Source organism: Chryseobacterium sp. RLHN22 (assembly GCF_051011795.1).
Lineage (GTDB): Bacteria > Bacteroidota > Bacteroidia > Flavobacteriales > Weeksellaceae > Chryseobacterium > Chryseobacterium zhengzhouense.
Map to the genome: position 1 here is coordinate 257482 of NZ_JBPCHW010000001.1, position 19884 is coordinate 277365.

Sequence of the window (19884 nt, forward strand, 5' to 3'; positions counted from 1 at the left end):
GAAACTTCTTATTTGTATTTTAAAATAATTAAAAAATTGGTTTTAATAAAAAAGAGAAACAAACAGGTTATTTCTCTTTAAATTTTAATGATGATTAAGTCTAAAACTTATACACAAAAGCATTGATATTCATTCCTGCACCTACCGAAGCAAACAGAACAATATCTCCTTTTTGAATAGAATGAGAGGGCAGTTCATTATTTAAAATCATTGCTAATAATGAAGGTATAGTTGCCACACTACTGTTTCCTAATTTACTGATAACCATCGGCATAATGTCTTGTGGCATAGATTTCTCATATAATTGGTAAAATCTTTGAACAATCGCTTCGTCCATTTTTTCGTTTGCCTGATGAATGATAATTTTGTCGAGCTGATCAATTGAATAACCGCTGTCATCGAAGCATTTTTTCATGGCAACGGGAACATTGCTTAGCGCAAATTCATAGATTTTGCGGCCATCCATTTTAATGTATCTTATATCCGGACAACTTTCGTTATTGTAAGATTTACCGAAATTCAGATAATCTTTTTCATTTAACGTGTAAGATGCCGATAAGTGGGATTTTATTCCCGAATCGTCTTCCTCGGAATTGGCTTCTACAACAACTGCTCCGGCTCCGTCTGCGTAAATCATGCTGTCTCTATCGTGAATATCAACTACCCGGGAAAGTGTTTCAGCACCGATAACCAGACATTTTTTTGCGATCCCGGATTTGATGAATGCATTTGCCTGAATAATTCCTTCGATCCAGCCGGGACAACCAAACAATAAATCGTAGGCAACGCAGAAATTATTTTTAATCTGCAATAAATGTTTTACTCTTGAAGCAAGACTGGGAACCATATCAGACTGAATCGTACCGAATCTCACATCTCCGAAGTTGTGCGCAAAAATAATATAATCTAATGTCTCAGGATCTACGCCTGAATTTTCAATCGCTGCTTTTGCTGCTATAAAACCCAAATCAGAAGTTGTCTGATCATTGCTTGCATATCTTCGCTCTTCAATACCCGTAATTTTTTTAAGCTTACTTGTGATTAAGGCATTGTCTTCTTTCAAATTTTCACCCTCTTCATTCATAAAAATATGCTTGTCAAAAAATAAATTGGTGATCGTTTCTGATGGTATGTAGTTGCCTACACCTGTGATTTTACTTCTCATATAAAATAGTCTCATTGTTGAGAATTGAAGGAAATATTGTAAAAAAGTTAAATTTCCTTAGATAAAGGTATGTATTTATAAACGAAAAATAGAATTGATTGTTATTTGTTACATTGAATTAATGTTTTAAAATCTTTTTATTTTTAAAATTTAAGAGTAAAATATTTTTAAAGAACTGATATTGTGTGTTTTTCTGCCATAAATGTTAAATTTTATTCAAAACATAATTATGATCCGAATTCATTCATTTACTGAATAAATTTTTTGTTCTTTTGCAAATCGAAATTTTTTAAATAAAATGATGTCGAAATTTGATGAGATCAGGTTTTTTTATGATCATGAAGTGAACGATGCCCTGCAAAATGTTGCGAGGCATCCGATGATGAAGGCATTAATGCAGTTTACTTTTCCTGATTCTGATGAAGATTTTTGGCTTGAAAAATTTAAAAATATTCAATCAATAAGTGATTTTCAGCATCAATGTATTTCAAGTACTATACGACAGATTCTAAAACAGAGTTCTGAGGGTTTATCAACTTCCGGATTTGAAAATTTAGATAAAAATACTGCATATTTATTTGTATCCAATCACCGCGATATTGTTTTAGACACATCATTGCTGAATTTGGTTTTGCTTGATAAGAAATTGATTATGACAGCATCTGCAATCGGAGATAATCTTATTCAGAGAAATTTTCTGCACGTTTTAGCAAAATTAAATCGTAATTTCTTAGTTCAGAGAGGATTGTCAATTCGTGATCAACTGAACAGTTCAAAAATTATGTCGGAATACATTTTCGATTTGTTAAAAAAAGAAAACCGTTCGGTCTGGATTGCACAACGTGAAGGTCGTACAAAAGACGGAAACGATGAAACACAGCAAGGTGTTTTGAAAATGTTGGCAATGGCATTAGAAAAGGAATCTTTAACTGATTTTTTTAAGTCTCTTAAAATTGTTCCGCTATCGATTTCTTATGAATATGATCCTACGGATGCTCTGAAAATGCCACAAGTGATGGCAAAATCTAAAAATGAAGTCTATATAAAAGATGAAAATGAAGATTTTAAAACCATTCTGAGCGGCGTTTTAGGGCAGAAAAAAAGAATTCATCTACACGCAGGAAAAGTGTTGGATAATGAGTTTGACGAAATTGCATCAACCACAGAAAATAAAAATAAACAACTTCAGGCTATCGCAAAGATTATTGATGATTCCATTATCGAAAATTACAAACTTTGGCCAACCAACTATATTGCGTTTGATTTGCTGAGTGAATCAAAAAAATATTCTGAATTTTATACAGAAGAAGAAAAGCAGCTCTTTGAACGTCGTCTTGAAATGAGAATCGACAGCTCTGAACCTGTTTTAAAAGAGAGTTTTCTGGCGATGTATGCAAATCCCGTGGTCAATAAACATAAAAAATGAGACGCAAAAAAATAATTAGCTTTCTGCGCCTCAAAAAACTGTATAGAATATATTTAAGCCAAAAACTGACTCTAAATATCAAAAATAGATAAGCTTAAAGCTTAACATGATGTTATTTTAAAGCAAATTTTACTTTTTTCACATCTTGACTGTTAGTTCCAATCATCAAATCAAAATCTCCTGGCTCAACCACATACTCCAAATCATAATTATAGAACTTCAAAAGTTCAGGAGTGATTTTAAACGTAACTGTTTTTGTTTCGCCGGGTTTTAAAGAGATTTTCTCAAAACCCTTCAGTTCTTTTACAGGACGCGTAATACTTCCGACGATATCACGAATGTACAACTGCACAACTTCCTGACCTTCTACAGAACCTTTATTCGTAACCTCTACACTTGCTGTGATTTGTCCGTTTTGATTTAATTGATTTGAACTTAGCTTAATACTTCCGTATTCAAATTTGGTATAACTTAAACCATATCCAAAAGGGTAGAGAGGATCATTGCTGACGTCAATATAATTTGACCTGAATTTCTCAAACCATTTTCCTTCTGCCAAAGGTCTTCCTGTACTTTTATGATTGTAATAAATCGGGATTTGTCCAACATTTTGCGGGAAGGTCATCGGTAATTTTCCACTCGGATTTACATCGCCGAATAAAACATCTGCAATTGCAGGACCAGCTTCAGAACCCCCAAACCAAACATTCAGAATGGCTGGAACGTTTTTCTGTTCCCAGTTTAAGGTTAAAGGTCTTCCGTTAAAAACAACCAAAACAACAGGTTTTCCTGTTTTTAATAATTCGGCTAATAATTTCTGCTGAATATCAGGAATATTAAGGTCTGTTCTGCTGCTCGATTCTCCACTGAATTCCGAAGATTCTCCTAAAGCAGCCACAATCACATCCGATTTTGAAGCCACTTCAAGCGCTTCCTTAATCATTTCTTCATCGCTGCGTTTTTCGTTTTCTCTTCCTAATCCTCGCTCGAACATTGTCGCTCTTTTCTCCAGTTCTGGATCAGCGGTCAAATGACTTCCTTTTGCATAAAGAACTTTCGCGTTTTTTCCTGCAACAGACTGAATTCCCTCTACCAAAGCCGACGGTTTTTTCAAATCAACAGAAACGCTCCAGGTTCCGGGCATATTCGACCTAGTATTGGCTAATGGACCAACAACTCCGATGGTTCCTTGCTTTTTTAATGGTAAAACATTCTCATTTTTAAGCAAAACAAAACTTTCAGCCGCAATCTTTCTGGCAAATTCTCTGTTTTCTTTGGTGTAAATATCCTTTGCAGGTCTTTTTACATCAATATATTTATATGGGTCTTTGAACAAGCCCATTTTATATTTAGCTTCCAGAATATAACGGCAAGATTTATCAATATCTGCAACCGTTATTTTTCCCTCGTCAAGAGACTTTTTCAGAGTCGCCAAATAACTTTCACTGACCATATCCAAATCAACTCCGGCTTTCAAAGCTCTTGCAGAAACGGTTTGCAGATCGCCAATTCCGTGGTCAACCATTTCGCTCACTCCCGTGTAATCGGTCATAATGAAGCCTGTAAAACCCCATTGCTTTCTCAGAACATCATCCAAAAGCCATTTGTTGGCAGAAGCAGGCAATCCGTCGATGTCGTTGAATGAAGTCATTACACTTCCCACTCCCGCATCTACAGCGGCTTTGTAAGGATACATATATTCGTTGAACATTCTTTGGCGGCTCATATCCACCGTGTTGTAATCTCTTCCGGCTTCACTCGCTCCATATAAAGCGTAATGCTTCACATTCGCCATAATCTGGGAATTGGTTTTATAGGTATTGTCTCCCTGATAACCTTTTACCAAAGCTTTTGCAATCTCTCCGCCCAAAAACGGGTCTTCACCATTTCCTTCAGAAACTCTTCCCCAACGTGGATCTCTCGAAACATCAACCATCGGACTAAAAGTTAGACTAATTCCATCTGCGCTCACTTCTTTTGCTGCAATTCTTGCTGATTGTTCAATCATCTTTGGATTCCACGTTGCAGCTAAACCCAATGGAATTGGAAATCCTGTTTCGTAACCGTGAATCACATCCAAAGCAAAAAATAAAGGAATTTTCAGGCGGCTTTCTTCAACCGCAACTTTCTGGATTTCTTTAATTTTTTCGACACCTTTAAGATTTAGGATTGCTCCAACATTTCCCTTTCTTACTTTATCTGCGATGTTGCTGTTTTTTGCCTGACCTGTCGTAACATCTCCACCGCCCGGAAAATTGAGCTGACCGATTTTTTCCTCAACCGTCATTTTGCTCATCAGTTCCGTGATGAATTTATCCATTTTTACCTTTTCATATTGAGCAACTGTCTGCGCATCGATTTGAGAAATACTTGCCGCCATACAAGCTGCGATAACCATCCTTTTCATTATTAAAATAATTTAAATTAAATGTTAATTGAACCGTTTAAGGCAAAACTAAAATTTAATAGAAGCGGATTTGGATCGGAAAGCTAAAAAGTAGTAGTTTTTAAAATTAAGTATCTGAAGATTAATTATTTATAATTTTAAATAAGACAAAAAATGTAGCGGAAATATAAAAAATCGAGTTATTTTGAAGCGATTTCTCCGATGTTTGCCACCCTGTTTTCGAACAAATCTCGTGACTCAGCGGCCTTATTTCTGGTCTTGGTTCTGTAATTGTAAATCGTGCTTAAAGAATATCTAAGGAAGGCTGCAATTTTTACGCTGTCGGTAATTCCTAATCTGATGAGGGCAAAAATCCTCAGTTCGGTGTTCAGAAGTTCGCCTTTTTTCAAGACAATTTTTTCTTCAGGAATTAATAAAGAATTAAAATCGGTGACGAAGCTTGGATAAAGATTCAGGAAAATCTGGTCGAAATTTCGGTACAATTCCTCCAGCTCATTTTCAATCAAAGTATTTGAACGTAAGGTTTTGAATAGTTCATCAAGCTGATTGTCTTTGGCTTTTTTATTTAAATTTTTTCGGTAATCTTCCAGTTTATTAATGTAAGCCGAGCAAGTATCAAAAAAATAGGCGATATATTCTTCTTTAATTTGGTTTGATTCTGATAATTGCTGATTGAGAAGCTGTAGTTTTTCGTTGGTTTTTGTAATTTCAGAATTGGAAAGTTCCAATTGTTCCGTCGTTTTTGAAAGCTGCTCTTTGATGCGGGTAACCTTTTTCATCTGACGGTAAATGTAAATAATCAATCCGGCAAGAATCGCAGAAAGCAAGCTGATGAAAATTAAATATAATTCCAGCTGACTTTTTGATTTTGTTTCTTTATCAACATAGGCTTTATTGATAATCGAATACATTTCAGAAATATTCAGAGTCCTGAATTTCACATTACAAAAAATAGCATCCTCAATCGCAGATTTTGTAAAAAGATAGGCTTTATCAATGTCTCCATTATGATAAAAGATCATTGCTAAATTTTGGTAAGAAGCATTGTCTTTAATCGCATTTTGGGTATCGGTAATCGCTGATATAAGGTAATATTTCAGCTCGTCGTCCTTCTTATTTTTCAGTTTGTAAACATCTCCCAAAAGATAAGCCGACATCGCATAATCGAGATTTTTTTTCTTGGCTTCATTAATCAGATTGTGCAGAAGTTGTTCAGCGTTATCCAGCTTTCCTTCGTGAATATATTTTTGTGAAAGATTAATTTTATATTGAACAGTAGATTTGGGAAGCACCATCAAAAGTGAGTCACGGTACAGTTCAATATTTTTTATACCGTTGACATCATTAATATTGGTGGTATAGTGTTCATAAAATTTGCTGTAAGTATCGTAATAATTGGCTTTGGTATCGTTGTCTAAAGTGTTTTTATTAATACTTTTCAAAAGATTTTCAGACTCTTTGTATTTCCCCAAGGTCGAGTAGAGATGCGCCAGTTGAAGACTCGATTCAGCTATCATTTTCGGATTATGAAGCTGCTCCGAAATCGCCATATTTTTCTTTACATAATGCACGGCAGAATCAATCTGATATTGCTTGTACAGCCTGTAAATATTTTCATTATTACTATATTCCTGATTTGGATTCTGTGATTTGTTTCTCTTTAAATCCTCAATAGCCGCTTCTTTTTTATCACTGTACATTTTCTTCTGACTGATTTCTTTGGTCAATGTTTTCAGAAGTTCATTATTGCTCTGAGAATGAAATAAAGATGAAAAAAAGAATAAAAAGCCGAAAAAGAATTTCATGAGAATACTGTTGAATTTTCAATTAAGAATTTACAAATTTACTTGTTTATATTTTGATGCATTAATTGATAAAATTAAACCTGCAAAAACTCACTCAAAGCAATAATACTTTCTTCCAGTTCTTTTTCCGAAAGAGAGCCATAACCAAGCCTGATTCCGTTGATAATTTTGTCAAAACTGTAATTGTCGGGAGTAATTATTTTAATACCTTTTAGTTTTAAGTTTTCTGAAATTTCAAACCAGTCGACTTGTTTTTTAGGAATAATCCAGAATGCCAATCCGCCTTCAGGAATTTTGTAGTCTGCTTTATCCTTTAGATATTGGCTGAGTATTTCCGCAACCGAATGGCATTTATTCTTATAAAAATGGGTGGCTTTTTTAATATGTCTTTTTACCGTTCCGTCTTTTATTAACTGTAAAACCGCCTGTTCCATAATGTTGTCTCCCTGAACATCAATGATTTTTCTCAATTCTGATATTTTTTCAATAAATGAATGATTATTGCAGGCGAGATATCCAATCCTCAAAGCCGGAGCAACCACTTTACTCATCGTCCCGATATATACGTAATTTTTAAGTTCAGGTAAACTTGAAAGCGGTAAAATAGGGCGGAAACCAAAACAGAATTCATTATCATAATCATCTTCGATAACCGTAAAACCGTATTCATTCGACAGTTTAACAAGCTCAAGGCGTCTTTTTAAACTTAAAGTAACCGTTGTCGGATATTGACGATGTGGAGTAATATAAATAGCTTTTATTTTTTTATTTTTCTTTAAATAATTCGCAACCTCTTCGATAATCAATCCGTCTTCATCCACATTTACGGGTAATAATCTGGCTCCAGCATTTTCGAAAGCCTTCCAGGCAGGTTTGTAACCCGGATTTTCTACCATCACAAAATCTCCGTCATTCAAAAGACATTGCGCTGTAAGATACATCGCCATCTGACTTCCTCTTGTAATGCAGATCTGATCTTCATTCGTATGCATTGCTCTTTGATGATTAAGCATTTGCGCAATATTTTTTCGGAATTCTATGTCTCCCAATTCATCGCCGTAACCCATCATTTGCCATTTTGCTTTTCGGTTGAAAATCTGTCGGTAAGCTCTTGCCAATTCTTCAATCGGTGCAATTTTAGAATCAGGATAACCGTCATCAAACTGAATACGGAACTGATTTTTATGTTTAAATTCAGACGATTCATTTAGTTTCTTATTCTTAAAATTGGGCTCTGAAGGCAAAAAATCGGCTACAAAAGTTCCTTTTCGTTCTTTTGAAATGAGCCAGCCCTCATTCAGCAAAACATTTAATGCTTCTACAACCGTATTTCTGTTAACTTTTAAAAGTTGAGATAGATTTCTGCTTCCGGGTAATGCATCTCCTGCTTTCAGTCTTCCGGAATGAATGTCATTCATAATCGCATCGGCAATCTGCAAATAAATGGGCTTACCATATTCACTTTTTAATTCTATCTGAAAATTCCAATCTCGTAACATCTGGACTGTTTATTTTTGTTGATTCTGTATCACAAAGGTAGTCCAAATATCAAATACTTTTGTAAAGCAATAATGCAACAGAATATTAAATTTAGAATATGTCAGAATTTAAAACAAATCAGCAGTCTGAAAAGACGCAATTCAGTTCAAAAGATTTTCATCAAACTTTTGCAAGACCAGCTTTTGTGAAACCAAGTCATGTCATTCATAAGAATGTGGAAGATGCGGGAGTTCACAGTCAGTTTTCTGATGAGAGAAAGCATCCTGTTTTTTTCGTGGATTTGCCAAGTAAAAACGTAAGTATGACTATTGGCGGATTATTGCCCGGACAAAAAACGAACCGTCACCGCCATACGTATGAAACAATTTTATATGTTTTGGAAGGGAAAGGCTGGACTTTGGTTGAAGATGAAAAAGTAGAGTGGGAAGCAGGAGATGCAGTCTACATACCTTCCTGGGCTTGGCATCAGCATCAGAATTTGAGCGATACAGAACCGGCAAGATATATTGCCTGTGAAAATGCGCCGCAACTTCAGAACTTGGGTGTTGCATTGAGAGAAGAGGAAGGTAGAGATTTTAATTAATCATTTAAAGAAGAAAATTATGAATAAAGTACCATTTAAAGGTGTTATTGCTTACCCGATTACTCCTTTTGACAAAGATGAAAAAGTAGATATCTATTTATTTAAAAAGTTGTTGGAGCGTTTGGTTGTTTCAGGTTCACACGGCATTGCACCTTTGGGAAGTACAGGTGTTTTACCTTATCTTACTGACGAAGAAAAAGAGGCAATTACCGAAGCAACAATTCAACAGGTTGCAGGAAGGGTTCCGACTTTGGTCGGTGTTTCAAACCTTACCACTGAAAAAACAATTTATCACGCGAAGTTTGCAGAAAATGCAGGGGCAGATGCAGTTATGATTATTCCGATGAGCTATTGGAAGCTGACTGATGATGAAATTGTTGCGCATTATGATGCGGTTGCTTCAAAAATCTCTATTCCGATTATGGCGTATAATAATCCGGCAACTAGTGGAGTTGATATGTCGCCCGCTTTACTAAAACGTCTATTGGAAATTCCGAATGTAACGATGATTAAAGAAAGTTCAGGAGATATTCAGCGAATGCATTATCTGAGAAAGGAATTAGGCGAAAATGTGGCATTTTACAATGGTTCAAATCCTTTGGCATTGGCCGCTTTTGTTGCCGGCGCAAATGGTTGGTGTACTGCTGCACCGAATTTAATTCCTGAACTGAACGTTGATCTTTACAATGCTATTCAGAATAATGATCTTGAAAATGCTCAGAATTTGTTCTACAAGCAGATTGACTTGTTAAAATTCATTGTAGCGAAAGGTTTACCGAGAGCCATCAAAGCTGGTTTACATATTTTAGGAGAAGATGGCGGACAACTGAGAAGTCCTTTAAAACCATTAAGTTCACAGGAAAGTTCAGAATTGAAAGAAATTCTGTCAATCATTACAGATAAAGTGTATCAATCATAATTTATTTAATTTAAAACAAACAAAAATGTCAAAAGCAGTTTTTTATCATGCAGGTTGTCCGGTTTGTATAAGTGCAGAACAGGATTTATTAAACTTAATTCCTGAAAGTCAGGTTGAAATCATTCACTTAGGAGAAAAAAAATCAAAAGTTAAAGCGGCTGAAAAAGCAGGTGTGAAATCGGTTCCGGCTTTGGTAACACCCAACGGAAATGTATTACACATCAACTTTGGAGCTTCAATAGAAGATTTAAAATAATGATGAAAATGAGCCCGGAATATAATTTTCGGGCTTTCTTTATTTAAAAATAACTAGTTAGACTTACTGTAATACTGCTTTCTGAAAGCTTCAGGAGTAACTCCTGTGTGTTTTTTGAAGAATTTTACAAAATTAGAGTTGTCAAAATAATTCATTTTTTCTGCAATGGCTGCAATGGACAAATCAAAATTAACCAAAAGCCTCTTCGCTTCGAGGATAATTCTATTTCTGATAATTTCTCCGGCCGATAAATCGATTTGCTGTTTACAGATGAAATTCAAATGATTAGGAGTGATATTTAGTAAAGAAGCGTAATCTTTAGGCAATTTAATCTCCTGAAAATTGGCTTCGATTAATTCGATAAACTGTTTGAAAATAAGCGAGTTGTAATTTGTTTTGTTGAATGCAGCTTTAGAATCGATTTCTTTATCAGCTAAAGCGAAAATCTGCAGTAAAATGGCAGCAATCATAATCTGCGAACTTCCGTTTGGGTCGGAAGATTCTGAAATAATATCTTCAAAATAAGCTTTCATTTTATCCGAATTATTTTCAGATAAAACAATCATCTGGTCACTCGGAAAAAGATTGAAAAATGGGAACTGGTCAATCAGAGAAGAATTAATTTGCAGCTGATCAAAAAAAGTGGATAAAAAATTGACTACATAACCTTCAACGTTTTCATTCAAAATCCAGTTGTGAACCTGCCCGGGACGCATAAGGAAAATACTTCCGGGAGAAACTTCATACGATTTAAAATCCATAATATTTTCCCCGGTTCCTTTTACGAAATAAGTGATGTGATAGAACGAATGCCGATGTACTTTCGTTGTTTTTGGGTTGCCTTCAAGGTACTCTGAAAATCTGTCAATACTGAAAATTTCGTTGATTGAATTACAGGTCGACAAATTGTTGATATCAAAAGTAGGATATAAATCTTTCATTTTTAAATTTCAATAATAATTTGCAGTCATCAAAATGACTATTTTTTCAATGAAAAATACCATAAAAACTAACTGTAGCTGTTTTAAATTTGAAAAGTTAAATTCTCATTTCAAAATTATTTTTATTCTTTTTAAAATTAATAAGAGACCTTTTATTTTAAAGCTTTTTTAAGTTTCAATCTAAAAAATATAAGAGCATAAATATGAGAATTTCTTTTAGAAAAATGAAATATGGAAGTACAAAAAATTGGCTATGAACAGCGAGTTTTCTTTTATTCTTATCTCTTTATCGGAATTTTAAAATTAATTGTTAAAAATTTTCTTAGACAGGAAAGTAAGAATTGATGGAATTCTGTTCAATGAGTATTAAAAAGTAACATCCATAAAATTTGAAAACTGAAAAATAAATGTCAAAAGTAGACGAACAAATCGCACGTGGCGGACAAGGGCAGGTTTTATATCCCGAGACTTACAGAGATTCTATTGGTACAATGGAGCAATCCGGTAAAAGGAAATGGGTTTTTCCGAGGAAACCCAAAGGAAAATACACCAACAAAAGAGAGCTCGTAAGTTATTTATTGCTCATCATTTATTTTGCGATACCATTTATTAAAATTAACGGAAATCCTTTTTTTAGGTTTAACGTCATTGATGGCGAGTATTTTATTGCGGGACAGCCTTTTTATCCGCAGGACTTTTTTATTCTTACTTTGGGAGCGATTGCTTCGCTTATTTTCATTATTGTTTTTACCATTGCTTTCGGAAGAATTTTTTGTGGCTGGATTTGTCCGCAGACTATTTTTATGGAATCTGTTTTCCGTAAGATAGAATATTGGATTGAAGGCGACCGAAACAAACAGATGAGACTCGACCGACAGGAATGGAATTCTGAAAAAATATGGAAAAGAGGTTTAAAATGGTCGGTTTACATCGTGATTTCATTGATTATTACCCATTTCATGTTCATGTATATCGTTGGATATGAAGAAGTTTTTAATATTATTTCACAAGGTCCGTTCGCCAAGCTTACCAATTTTATTGTGATGATTCTTTTCACTGCGGCATTTTACTTTGTGTTTGCGTGGTTCAGAGAGCAGGTTTGTACATTGGTTTGTCCGTATGGAAGATTGCAGGGCGTTTTAATCGATAAAGAAACCATCAATGTTTTTTATGATTTTAAAAGAGGTGAAAACCGCTCTAAATGGAGAAATAATGAAGACAGAAAACTGGCTGGGAAAGGAGATTGTATCGATTGTTATCAGTGCGTTGTGGTTTGCCCGACCGGAATTGACATCAGAGACGGGCAACAATTGGAGTGCGTAAACTGCACCGCTTGTATCGATGCTTGTGACGAAGTGATGGAAAAAGTAGGCCTTCCGAAAGGCTTAATCCGTTATGCATCAGAAAAAGAAATCGAAACCGGAGCTCCGTATAAATTTACCGGAAGAATGAAAGGATTTGCTGTGATTTTGGTTTTACTGGTAGGATTTTTAGGATTTTTGCTTTATAATCGTGGTGAAATGGAAGCCAAGTTCATCAAGCCTGCAGGAAGTACCTTCTTCGTAAGAGACGGAAAAATTACAAATACGTACAATTATACTTTTTTAAATAAAACCAACGAGAAAAAAGTAGTGAGCATCAAAGTGATAGAACCTGCCCATGCGGAAATCAATTACAGTTTGACAAGTAAAATTACGGTGGATCGTGACAAAATTTCAAAAGGAACCATCAACATCAGTTTCCCGGAATCTGAAATGAATTTGTCTAAACAAAATATCACGATTGGAGTTTACGACATGAAAGGAAAGCTAATCGATTCTTATCAGACATATTTTGAAGGACCGTTTAAATTGCAGATACCTTAATTTTGACTTGAAATAAATTAAAGTGAACGATTATCTTCTGAAGTATTAAAGATTTTGCTTAAAGTTTTTTGACATAAATGTATGATGAATAATTTTTTCTTATAAAAAAATTTCTACATTTGTCAGATGAATTTTCTAAAACTGCTACTAACAATCTATTTCATCGTACTTTCTGTAGTGCCTTGTAATGACGTTCATGCGCAGTCTCCGGATAATTCTAAAGAATCTTACGGTGTTTTAATCAATTCAGACGATAATCACTCCAAAGACCAGGGAGATATCTGTTCTCCGTTGTGTACCTGTAACTGTTGTCAGATAACGGTTGCTTCTTTTAAAATGGATTCTTTACTGTCTACCCCTCAAAAGACAACTGAATATTTCTCAAAGAAAATTCATTTTCAGAAAAACGATTTTGCTTATTTGGTGTACAACCGGATTTGGCAACCTCCTAAAATTTAATTTTTTATTGATTTGATGGGAGACCTGTGTCTTTCATCCATTTGTCGTGGAAGCTTTGCAATACCATTGCAACGTATTTCCGTTCATTTTTGTCGTTCATTATTCATCTTTTTTGAGATAAAATAATTGTGACATTCAATAAAAATTAAATTCAATGTTAAATAATATCATACGATTTAGCATCAGGAATAAAATTATCATTGGGATAATGACCTTGATGCTGGTCATTTGGGGGACCTGGAGTGCCACCAAACTACCGATTGATGCCGTGCCTGATATCACAAACAATCAGGTGCAGATTATTACCGTCTGTCCAACTCTTGCCGGACAGGAAGTGGAACAGTTAGTCACATTTCCCATCGAACAAAGTATTGCCAACGTTCCGGATATTGAGGAAACCAGAAGTATTTCACGATTCGGACTGTCTGTTATTACCGTTGTCTTTAAAGAAGATGTTAATATTTATTTTGCCCGTCAGTTAATCAGCGAGCAATTAAAACAGGCTTCCGAAGAAATTCCAAAAGGGGTCGGAACTCCTGAAATGGCGCCTGTGAGCACTGGTTTGGGCGAGGTTTATCAATACATTCTCCATCCCAAAAAAGGAAGCGAAAAAAAATACAGCAGTAAAGACCTTCGGACAATGCAGGACTGGATTGTCCGAAGACAGCTTAACGGAACACCCGGCGTTGCAGAAATCAACAGTTTTGGCGGGGAGTTAAAACAATATGAAGTTGCGATTAACCCGAACCGTCTGAAAGCAATGGGAATCAGTATTACTGATATTTTTACGGCTTTAGAAAAGAATAATCAAAATACGGGCGGTGCTTATATTGATAAAAAACCTAACGCTTATTTTATTCGTGGAATCGGGATTGTAACCTCGATTGAAGACATTAAAAATATTGCCGTAAAAAATGAAACAGGAAGCGTCCCTATTTTTATAAAAGATGTTGCCAATGTGGGGCTTGGTCACGCTGTCCGTTACGGAGCTTTGACATATAATGGTGAAGTTGACGCCGTTGGAGGTGTTGTAATGATGCTGAAAGGAGCAAACAGTAATGAAGTTGTAAAGAGTATAAAAGATAAAATCCCAACCATTCAGAAATCGCTTCCGGCAGATGTCGTGATTGAGCCGTTTTTAGACCGAACAGATTTGGTCGGAAGAGCAATCAATACAGTTGAAAAAAACTTAATTGAAGGAGCATTAATCGTCATTTTTGTCCTTGTCCTTTTTCTTGGAAATTTAAGAGCGGGATTGATTGTCGCATCAGCCATTCCACTTTCATTATTATTCGCTTTAGGAATGATGAATGTTTTTGGAGTAAGTGCCAATTTAATGAGCTTAGGAGCTATTGATTTTGGTTTGATTGTCGATGGAGCCGTAATTATTGTTGAGGCAACTTTGCATCATTTAGGGTTAAGAAAAACCAATACAATCCTTACCCAATCTGAAATGGATGAAGAGGTTTTTCTTTCTGCATCGAAAATTAGAAGCAGTGCTGCTTTCGGAGAAATCATCATCTTAATTGTTTACATTCCAATTTTAACTTTGGTTGGTGTTGAAGGAAAAATGTTCACACCCATGGCAAAAACAGTAGGATTTGCCATTTTGGGAGCATTGATTTTGTCATTGACCTATATCCCGATGATGAGCGCATTGTTTTTGTCTAAAAAGCCAATGAACGAAGTAACTTTTTCAGATAAAATGATGAATAGGCTCCAGAAAATTTATCAGCCTTTACTCGAAAGATCTTTAAAGATAAAATATTGGTTTGTAGGAATTACGGTTACACTATTTGCCATTTGTCTTTTGCTTTTTAAAAATATGGGAGGCGAATTTATTCCGCAGTTGCAGGAAGGTGATTATGCTTTTCACTGCATTCTTCCACCAGGAAGTTCACTTAGCCAAAGTATTGAAACCTCAATGCAGGCGTCAAGAATTATTAAACAGTTTGATGAGGTTAAAATGGTGGTCGGAAAAACCGGAGCAGCAGAAGTTCCGACCGACCCGATGCCGCCTGAAGCATCTGACCTGATTGTCGTTTTAAAACCTCAGAAAGATTGGAAGACAAAAAAATCCTATGAAGAATTAGCCGATGAGATTTCAGAAAAATTAGAAAATATTCCGGGAGTTTTCTTTGAGAAAAATCAGCCAATCCAAATGCGTTTTAATGAATTAATGACCGGAATTCGACAGGATGTTGCCGTGAAAATTTTTGGCGAAAATTTAGATTCTTTAGGAATTTATGCGGACAAAACCGCTAAAGTCATTCAATCAGTAAAAGGAGCGACTTCGCCACAAATCGAACGTATAAGCGGACTTCCACAAATTAATGTGGAATATGACAGAACCAGAATGGCGAATTATGGTTTGAATATCGAAGATGTGAATAACGCGGTAAGTACTGCTTTTGCAGGGAAATCTGCGGGTCAGGTTTTTGAAAATGAAAGACGGTTCGATTTGGTTGTACGTCTCGACAGTCTGAACCGAACTAATATTGATGATGTCAATAACCTGATGATTGCCACGAATTCCGGCGCACAGATTCCTCTTTCTCAGGTGGCAAATATCAGTTATAAACTCGGTCCTGCGCAAATCAGCCGTGAAGCGGGGAAACGCAGAATTGTGATTGGTTTTAACGTAAAAGACCGTGATGTGCAAAGTGTTGTTGAGGAAATTCAGCAAAAATTAGATGAAAAGGTCAGGTTGCCTTCCGGATATTATTTCACCTATGGTGGTCAGTTTGAGAATTTACAGGCCGCAAGCGAAAGATTGATGATTGCCGTTCCGATTTCTTTGTTGTTGATTTTCCTGCTGCTATATTTCACATTCCATTCGTTCAAACAGGCAGCATTGATTTTTACGGCCATTCCAATGAGTGCAATTGGTGGTGTTTTCGCTTTGCTACTTAGAGATATGCCGTTCAGCATCAGTGCGGGAATAGGGTTTATTGCTTTATTTGGGGTTGCTGTTTTAAACGGAATTGTGTTGATTGGAACTTTCAACCAACTTGAAAAAGAAGGTGAAACCGATATTCTGAAACGAGTAGTGGAAGGAACAAAAACCCGATTAAGACCGGTTTTAATGACAGCAACGGTAGCTTCTTTAGGCTTTTTACCGATGGCAATTTCTACGGGAGCAGGTGCTGAAGTTCAGAAGCCTTTAGCAACCGTTGTCATTGGCGGGTTAGTGACGGCAACTTTTCTTACTTTGTTTGTTTTACCGATGTTGTACATTATTTTTAATTCTAAAATTAATTTCAAAATTTTTAACTCTAAAACGATTACAACAGCAATTATTTTGGGATTTTTATTTTTTGGACAGACTTTTAGTGCACAGCAGGGAGATCCTTTGACGGTACAACAGGCAACTAAGATGGCTTTGGAAAACAGTTATTTAATGAAATCGAAAGATTTAGATATTCAATCATCTGAAGCTTTGAAACCGACATCAAAAGAACTTCCGAAAATGAATGTTGATGCACAACTGGGACAATACAATTCGAGAAAATTCGATCAGTCGTTTGCGATTTCTCAGACGATTCCGTTTCCTACTTTGTTTAAAGCAAGAAAAGAATTGATTAATGAACAAATCAAAGGAAAGCAAATCAACAAGGAGATTTCGGTAAATGAATTGGCAAAACAAGTCAGAACCTATTATTATCAGATTGAATATCTGCAATACAACCAATCAAAACTGAAAAATTTAGACAGTTTGTACAATGATTTTATCCGGATTGCAACGGTAAGATTTAAAGCGGGAGATATTAAGAAAATTGAAATTAATACTGCTGAAACTCAAAAAGGCGAGATCAATTTATTGTTGAAGCAAAATGAAGTATATCTGGCAAATGCTTACAAAAATTTAAAAGCAGTTTTAAACACCTCAGAAGATATTGCGGTTCCGTCTGACCAAAATTATCAACCCTTAAAAGCTGATTACGTTTTAGACAGTTCGACAATTGCGAAACATCCTTTGGTGAAAGCTTTTTATCAGGAAATGGAAATTGCGGAAAAGAATAAAAATGTCGAAAAATCGCAGGGACTTCCTGAATTCACAATCGGTTACACCAATCAATCGTTGATTGGCTTTCAGAATGTGAATGGAATGGAACAGTATTTCAATAGCGGAAACCGTTTTCATTCGGCGACAATCGGTGTCTCGATTCCTTTGACCTTTGGAGCAACAAAGGCGAGAATGCAGTCTTTTGATTATCAGAAACAGATGGCGGAATCAAATGCGAAATTCCAGCAAAAACAATTAGAAGCACAATTGGAAAATGCTTTGAACCAATATCAGCAAAACGTAAAACAGTATGAATATTACGTAAATCAGGCAATTCCTAATGCTGAAAAAATTACAAAAGCCGGACAGCTGGGATACAAAACAGGAGAAATCTCTTATGTGGAATATCTTTTCGCTTTACAGACGGCAACCAATATTCAATTAAAATATCTGGAATCGATTCAGCAGGTAAACGAATCTGTTATTGTCATTAATTCAATCATAAATCAATAAAAATGCAAATTAAATATAAAATCATTTCATTCATATTCATTTCACTTTTCGCTGTAAGTTGTGGAAAAAAAAAGGAAGAAAAAAGTGAAATTAAAACCGAGAAATCGGAAGAAAATCACGACGAAGCTCCAAAAATCATTGCTGAATTAACCGAAGAACAAATGAAATCTGTAGGTGTGACTTTGGGAACTGTCGAAATGAAAGAACTGACTTCAACCATCAAAGCCAACGGTTTATTAAGGGTTCCCAACAACAAAAAAGCAACCGTGACGTCTTTGTATGGCGGAGTTATTCAGACCATTAAAGTTCAGATAGGAGATTTTGTAAGAAAAGGTCAGGTTTTGGCGACGATCAGTAATCCTGAATACCTTCAGATTCAGGAGCAATATTTGACGGTAAACAGCAGAATTTCTTTTGCTGAGCAGGAATTCCGAAGACAGAAAGAATTGTTTGACAATGATGCCGGAGCGAAAAAAAATCTTCAAAGTGCCGATGCAGAGCTGAAAAGCCTGAGAACGCAAAGAGCTTCTCTGCAAAGACAGTTGCAGCTGATGGGAATCAGTCCGGGGAAAGTTGCTAATGGAAATTTACGTTCAGGATTGGTCATTACTTCACCGATTAGCGGTACAATAAGCAATATTAATGCGCAGATTGGAAGTTATGTGGATGTTTCATCGCCGGTTTTGGATGTTATTGATAACCAATCGATTCATCTTGATCTGCAGGTTTTTGAGAAAGACTTACCAAAAATGAAAGTCGGACAAGTCGTTCATTTTAAACTCACGAATAATCCAGAAACGGAATATGATGCAAAAATTTACAGCATCGGTTCATCCTTTGAGAATGAAAGCAAAACAATTTCTGTTCACGCCAATGTTACCGGAAATAAAACAGGTCTGATTGACGGAATGAACATTACAGGGATTGTAAGCCTTGATAAAAGTACAACTCCGGCAATTCCCGATGAAGCGATTGTGGAAGCTGATGGAAAATATTATGTTTTTGTTCAGACGAATAAAAAAGCTGAGGAACATCACGAAGAAAATAATAAAGGCAAAGAAGAATCTCAAACAACAAATTTCGAAAAAATTGAAATCGTAAAAGGTTCTTCTGATATGGGTTACACAGCGATAACTCCAGTTACACCAATTGCTCCAAATGCAAAAATTGTGGTGAAAGGAGCATTTTTTGTGAATGCAAAACTGGCTAATTCAGGTGAGCACGCACATTAATTGGTATTTCAAGATTAAAATTCTAAATTTATTCTAAATTCGAAATATAAATTCGCAGCATGAAAGTTTTAATCATAGAAGACGAAAAAGACCTTGCCAAAAGCATTTCTGAATATTTGTCGGAAGAAAATTATCTCTGCGAATTTGCCACTACTTTTCATGAGGCGATAAATAAAATCAATACATATCAGTACGATTGTATCATTCTGGACATCATGCTTCCTGATGGAAACGGTTTGAATATTTTAGAAGAACTGAAAAGACAAAATAAACAGGATGGTGTTATCATTGTTTCTGCTAAAAATGCAGTTGACGACCGTGTAAAAGGGCTTAAGATGGGCGCCGATGATTATCTTACAAAACCCTTCCATCTTTCTGAATTGATGGCAAGGGTTTTTTCAATTATTCGGAGAAAGCAATTTGATAATTCGAATAAAATATTAAATAATGAGCTGCAGATCGATTTGTTGTCGAAGAAAGTAACGATTAATAACAAGGAAATTGTATTAACCAAAAAAGAATTTGACCTCTTGATTTATTTCATCGGGAATAAAAATAAGGTTATCTCAAAAAGTACTCTGGCTGAACATCTTTCCGGAGATTTTGCAGATATGCTCGATAATCATGATTTTGTATATGCTCACGTAAAAAATCTAAAGAAAAAGCTGTACGATGCGGGTTGCGATCATTATTTGAAAACCGTTTACGGAACAGGTTATAAATGGGAGGTCATTTAGTTATAAATTATAAATGATGAATTATGAGTGATAAGAAGAATATTTTGAAAGATAAGAGTTTAATTTTGCA

14 protein-coding genes are annotated in these 19884 nt (G+C 35.4%); 9 read left to right on the forward strand and 5 right to left on the reverse strand.

Going from position 1 to position 19884, the window contains the following annotated elements; genetic code table 11:
* Positions 1 to 100 precede the first annotated feature (100 nt).
* Positions 101 to 1165 carry a 3-oxoacyl-ACP synthase III family protein gene (locus tag ACR1PN_RS01105; protein ID WP_433978704.1) on the reverse strand — a complete coding sequence of 355 codons (1065 nt, stop codon included), beginning with the start codon at positions 1163 to 1165 and terminating at the stop codon, positions 101 to 103.
* Between the two features lie 301 nt (positions 1166 to 1466).
* Here ACR1PN_RS01105 and ACR1PN_RS01110 point away from each other — a divergent pair, with 301 nt between their 5' ends.
* Entirely contained in the window at positions 1467 to 2591 is a 1125-nt protein-coding gene (locus ACR1PN_RS01110) for a 1-acyl-sn-glycerol-3-phosphate acyltransferase (protein ID WP_433978705.1), read from the forward strand.
* A gap of 112 nt (positions 2592 to 2703) precedes the next feature.
* Here the strand turns inward: ACR1PN_RS01110 and bglX are convergent, their stop codons facing one another.
* The 3 genes from bglX to ACR1PN_RS01125 all read right to left on the reverse strand — a co-directional run bounded on the left by bglX (position 2704) and on the right by ACR1PN_RS01125 (position 8302).
* Positions 2704 to 4998, reverse strand: a complete 2295-nt coding sequence (bglX, locus tag ACR1PN_RS01115) for a beta-glucosidase BglX (RefSeq protein WP_433978513.1) — start codon at positions 4996 to 4998, stop codon at positions 2704 to 2706.
* 179 nt (positions 4999 to 5177) lie between these two features.
* The gene (locus tag ACR1PN_RS01120) at positions 5178 to 6803 is read right to left on the reverse strand and encodes a DUF6377 domain-containing protein (protein WP_433978514.1); all 1626 of its coding nucleotides are present in this window, start codon (positions 6801 to 6803) and stop codon (positions 5178 to 5180) included.
* Between the two features lie 74 nt (positions 6804 to 6877).
* Positions 6878 to 8302, reverse strand: a complete 1425-nt coding sequence (locus ACR1PN_RS01125; protein ID WP_433978515.1) for a PLP-dependent aminotransferase family protein — start codon at positions 8300 to 8302, stop codon at positions 6878 to 6880.
* A gap of 98 nt (positions 8303 to 8400) precedes the next feature.
* On the opposite strand from ACR1PN_RS01125, the gene ACR1PN_RS01130 reads away from it, so the two are divergent.
* From ACR1PN_RS01130 to ACR1PN_RS01140, 3 genes are read left to right on the forward strand one after another with little or no spacing between them, the layout of a single operon-like run.
* Positions 8401 to 8886, forward strand: a complete 486-nt coding sequence (locus ACR1PN_RS01130) for a cupin domain-containing protein (protein WP_378173065.1) — start codon at positions 8401 to 8403, stop codon at positions 8884 to 8886.
* Positions 8887 to 8905: 19 nt separating this feature from the next.
* On the forward strand, positions 8906 to 9805 hold the full coding sequence (locus ACR1PN_RS01135; protein ID WP_433978516.1) for a dihydrodipicolinate synthase family protein: 900 nt from the start codon (positions 8906 to 8908) through the stop codon (positions 9803 to 9805).
* Between the two features lie 25 nt (positions 9806 to 9830).
* The gene (locus ACR1PN_RS01140; protein ID WP_433978517.1) at positions 9831 to 10061 is read left to right on the forward strand and encodes a thioredoxin family protein; all 231 of its coding nucleotides are present in this window, start codon (positions 9831 to 9833) and stop codon (positions 10059 to 10061) included.
* A 53-nt stretch (positions 10062 to 10114) separates the two neighbouring features.
* Here the strand turns inward: ACR1PN_RS01140 and ACR1PN_RS01145 are convergent, their stop codons facing one another.
* The gene (locus ACR1PN_RS01145; RefSeq protein WP_433978518.1) at positions 10115 to 11002 is read right to left on the reverse strand and encodes an AraC family transcriptional regulator; all 888 of its coding nucleotides are present in this window, start codon (positions 11000 to 11002) and stop codon (positions 10115 to 10117) included.
* 407 nt (positions 11003 to 11409) lie between these two features.
* Here ACR1PN_RS01145 and ccoG point away from each other — a divergent pair, with 407 nt between their 5' ends.
* From ccoG to ACR1PN_RS01170, 5 genes are all read left to right on the forward strand, one after another.
* On the forward strand, positions 11410 to 12867 hold the full coding sequence (gene ccoG, locus ACR1PN_RS01150) for a cytochrome c oxidase accessory protein CcoG (protein WP_378173050.1): 1458 nt from the start codon (positions 11410 to 11412) through the stop codon (positions 12865 to 12867).
* A gap of 126 nt (positions 12868 to 12993) precedes the next feature.
* Positions 12994 to 13326 (forward strand): DUF6660 family protein, encoded by a 333-nt coding sequence (locus ACR1PN_RS01155; protein ID WP_433978519.1) that lies wholly within the window; start codon positions 12994 to 12996, stop codon positions 13324 to 13326.
* A 154-nt stretch (positions 13327 to 13480) separates the two neighbouring features.
* Positions 13481 to 17845 carry a CusA/CzcA family heavy metal efflux RND transporter gene (locus tag ACR1PN_RS01160; protein WP_433978520.1) on the forward strand — a complete coding sequence of 1455 codons (4365 nt, stop codon included), beginning with the start codon at positions 13481 to 13483 and terminating at the stop codon, positions 17843 to 17845.
* A 2-nt stretch (positions 17846 to 17847) separates the two neighbouring features.
* On the forward strand, positions 17848 to 19077 hold the full coding sequence (locus ACR1PN_RS01165) for an efflux RND transporter periplasmic adaptor subunit (RefSeq protein ID WP_433978521.1): 1230 nt from the start codon (positions 17848 to 17850) through the stop codon (positions 19075 to 19077).
* A 59-nt stretch (positions 19078 to 19136) separates the two neighbouring features.
* Positions 19137 to 19814: a response regulator transcription factor gene (locus tag ACR1PN_RS01170; protein WP_433978522.1), complete on the forward strand. Its 678-nt coding sequence runs from the start codon at positions 19137 to 19139 to the stop codon at positions 19812 to 19814.
* The last annotated feature ends 70 nt before the right edge of the window (positions 19815 to 19884 follow it).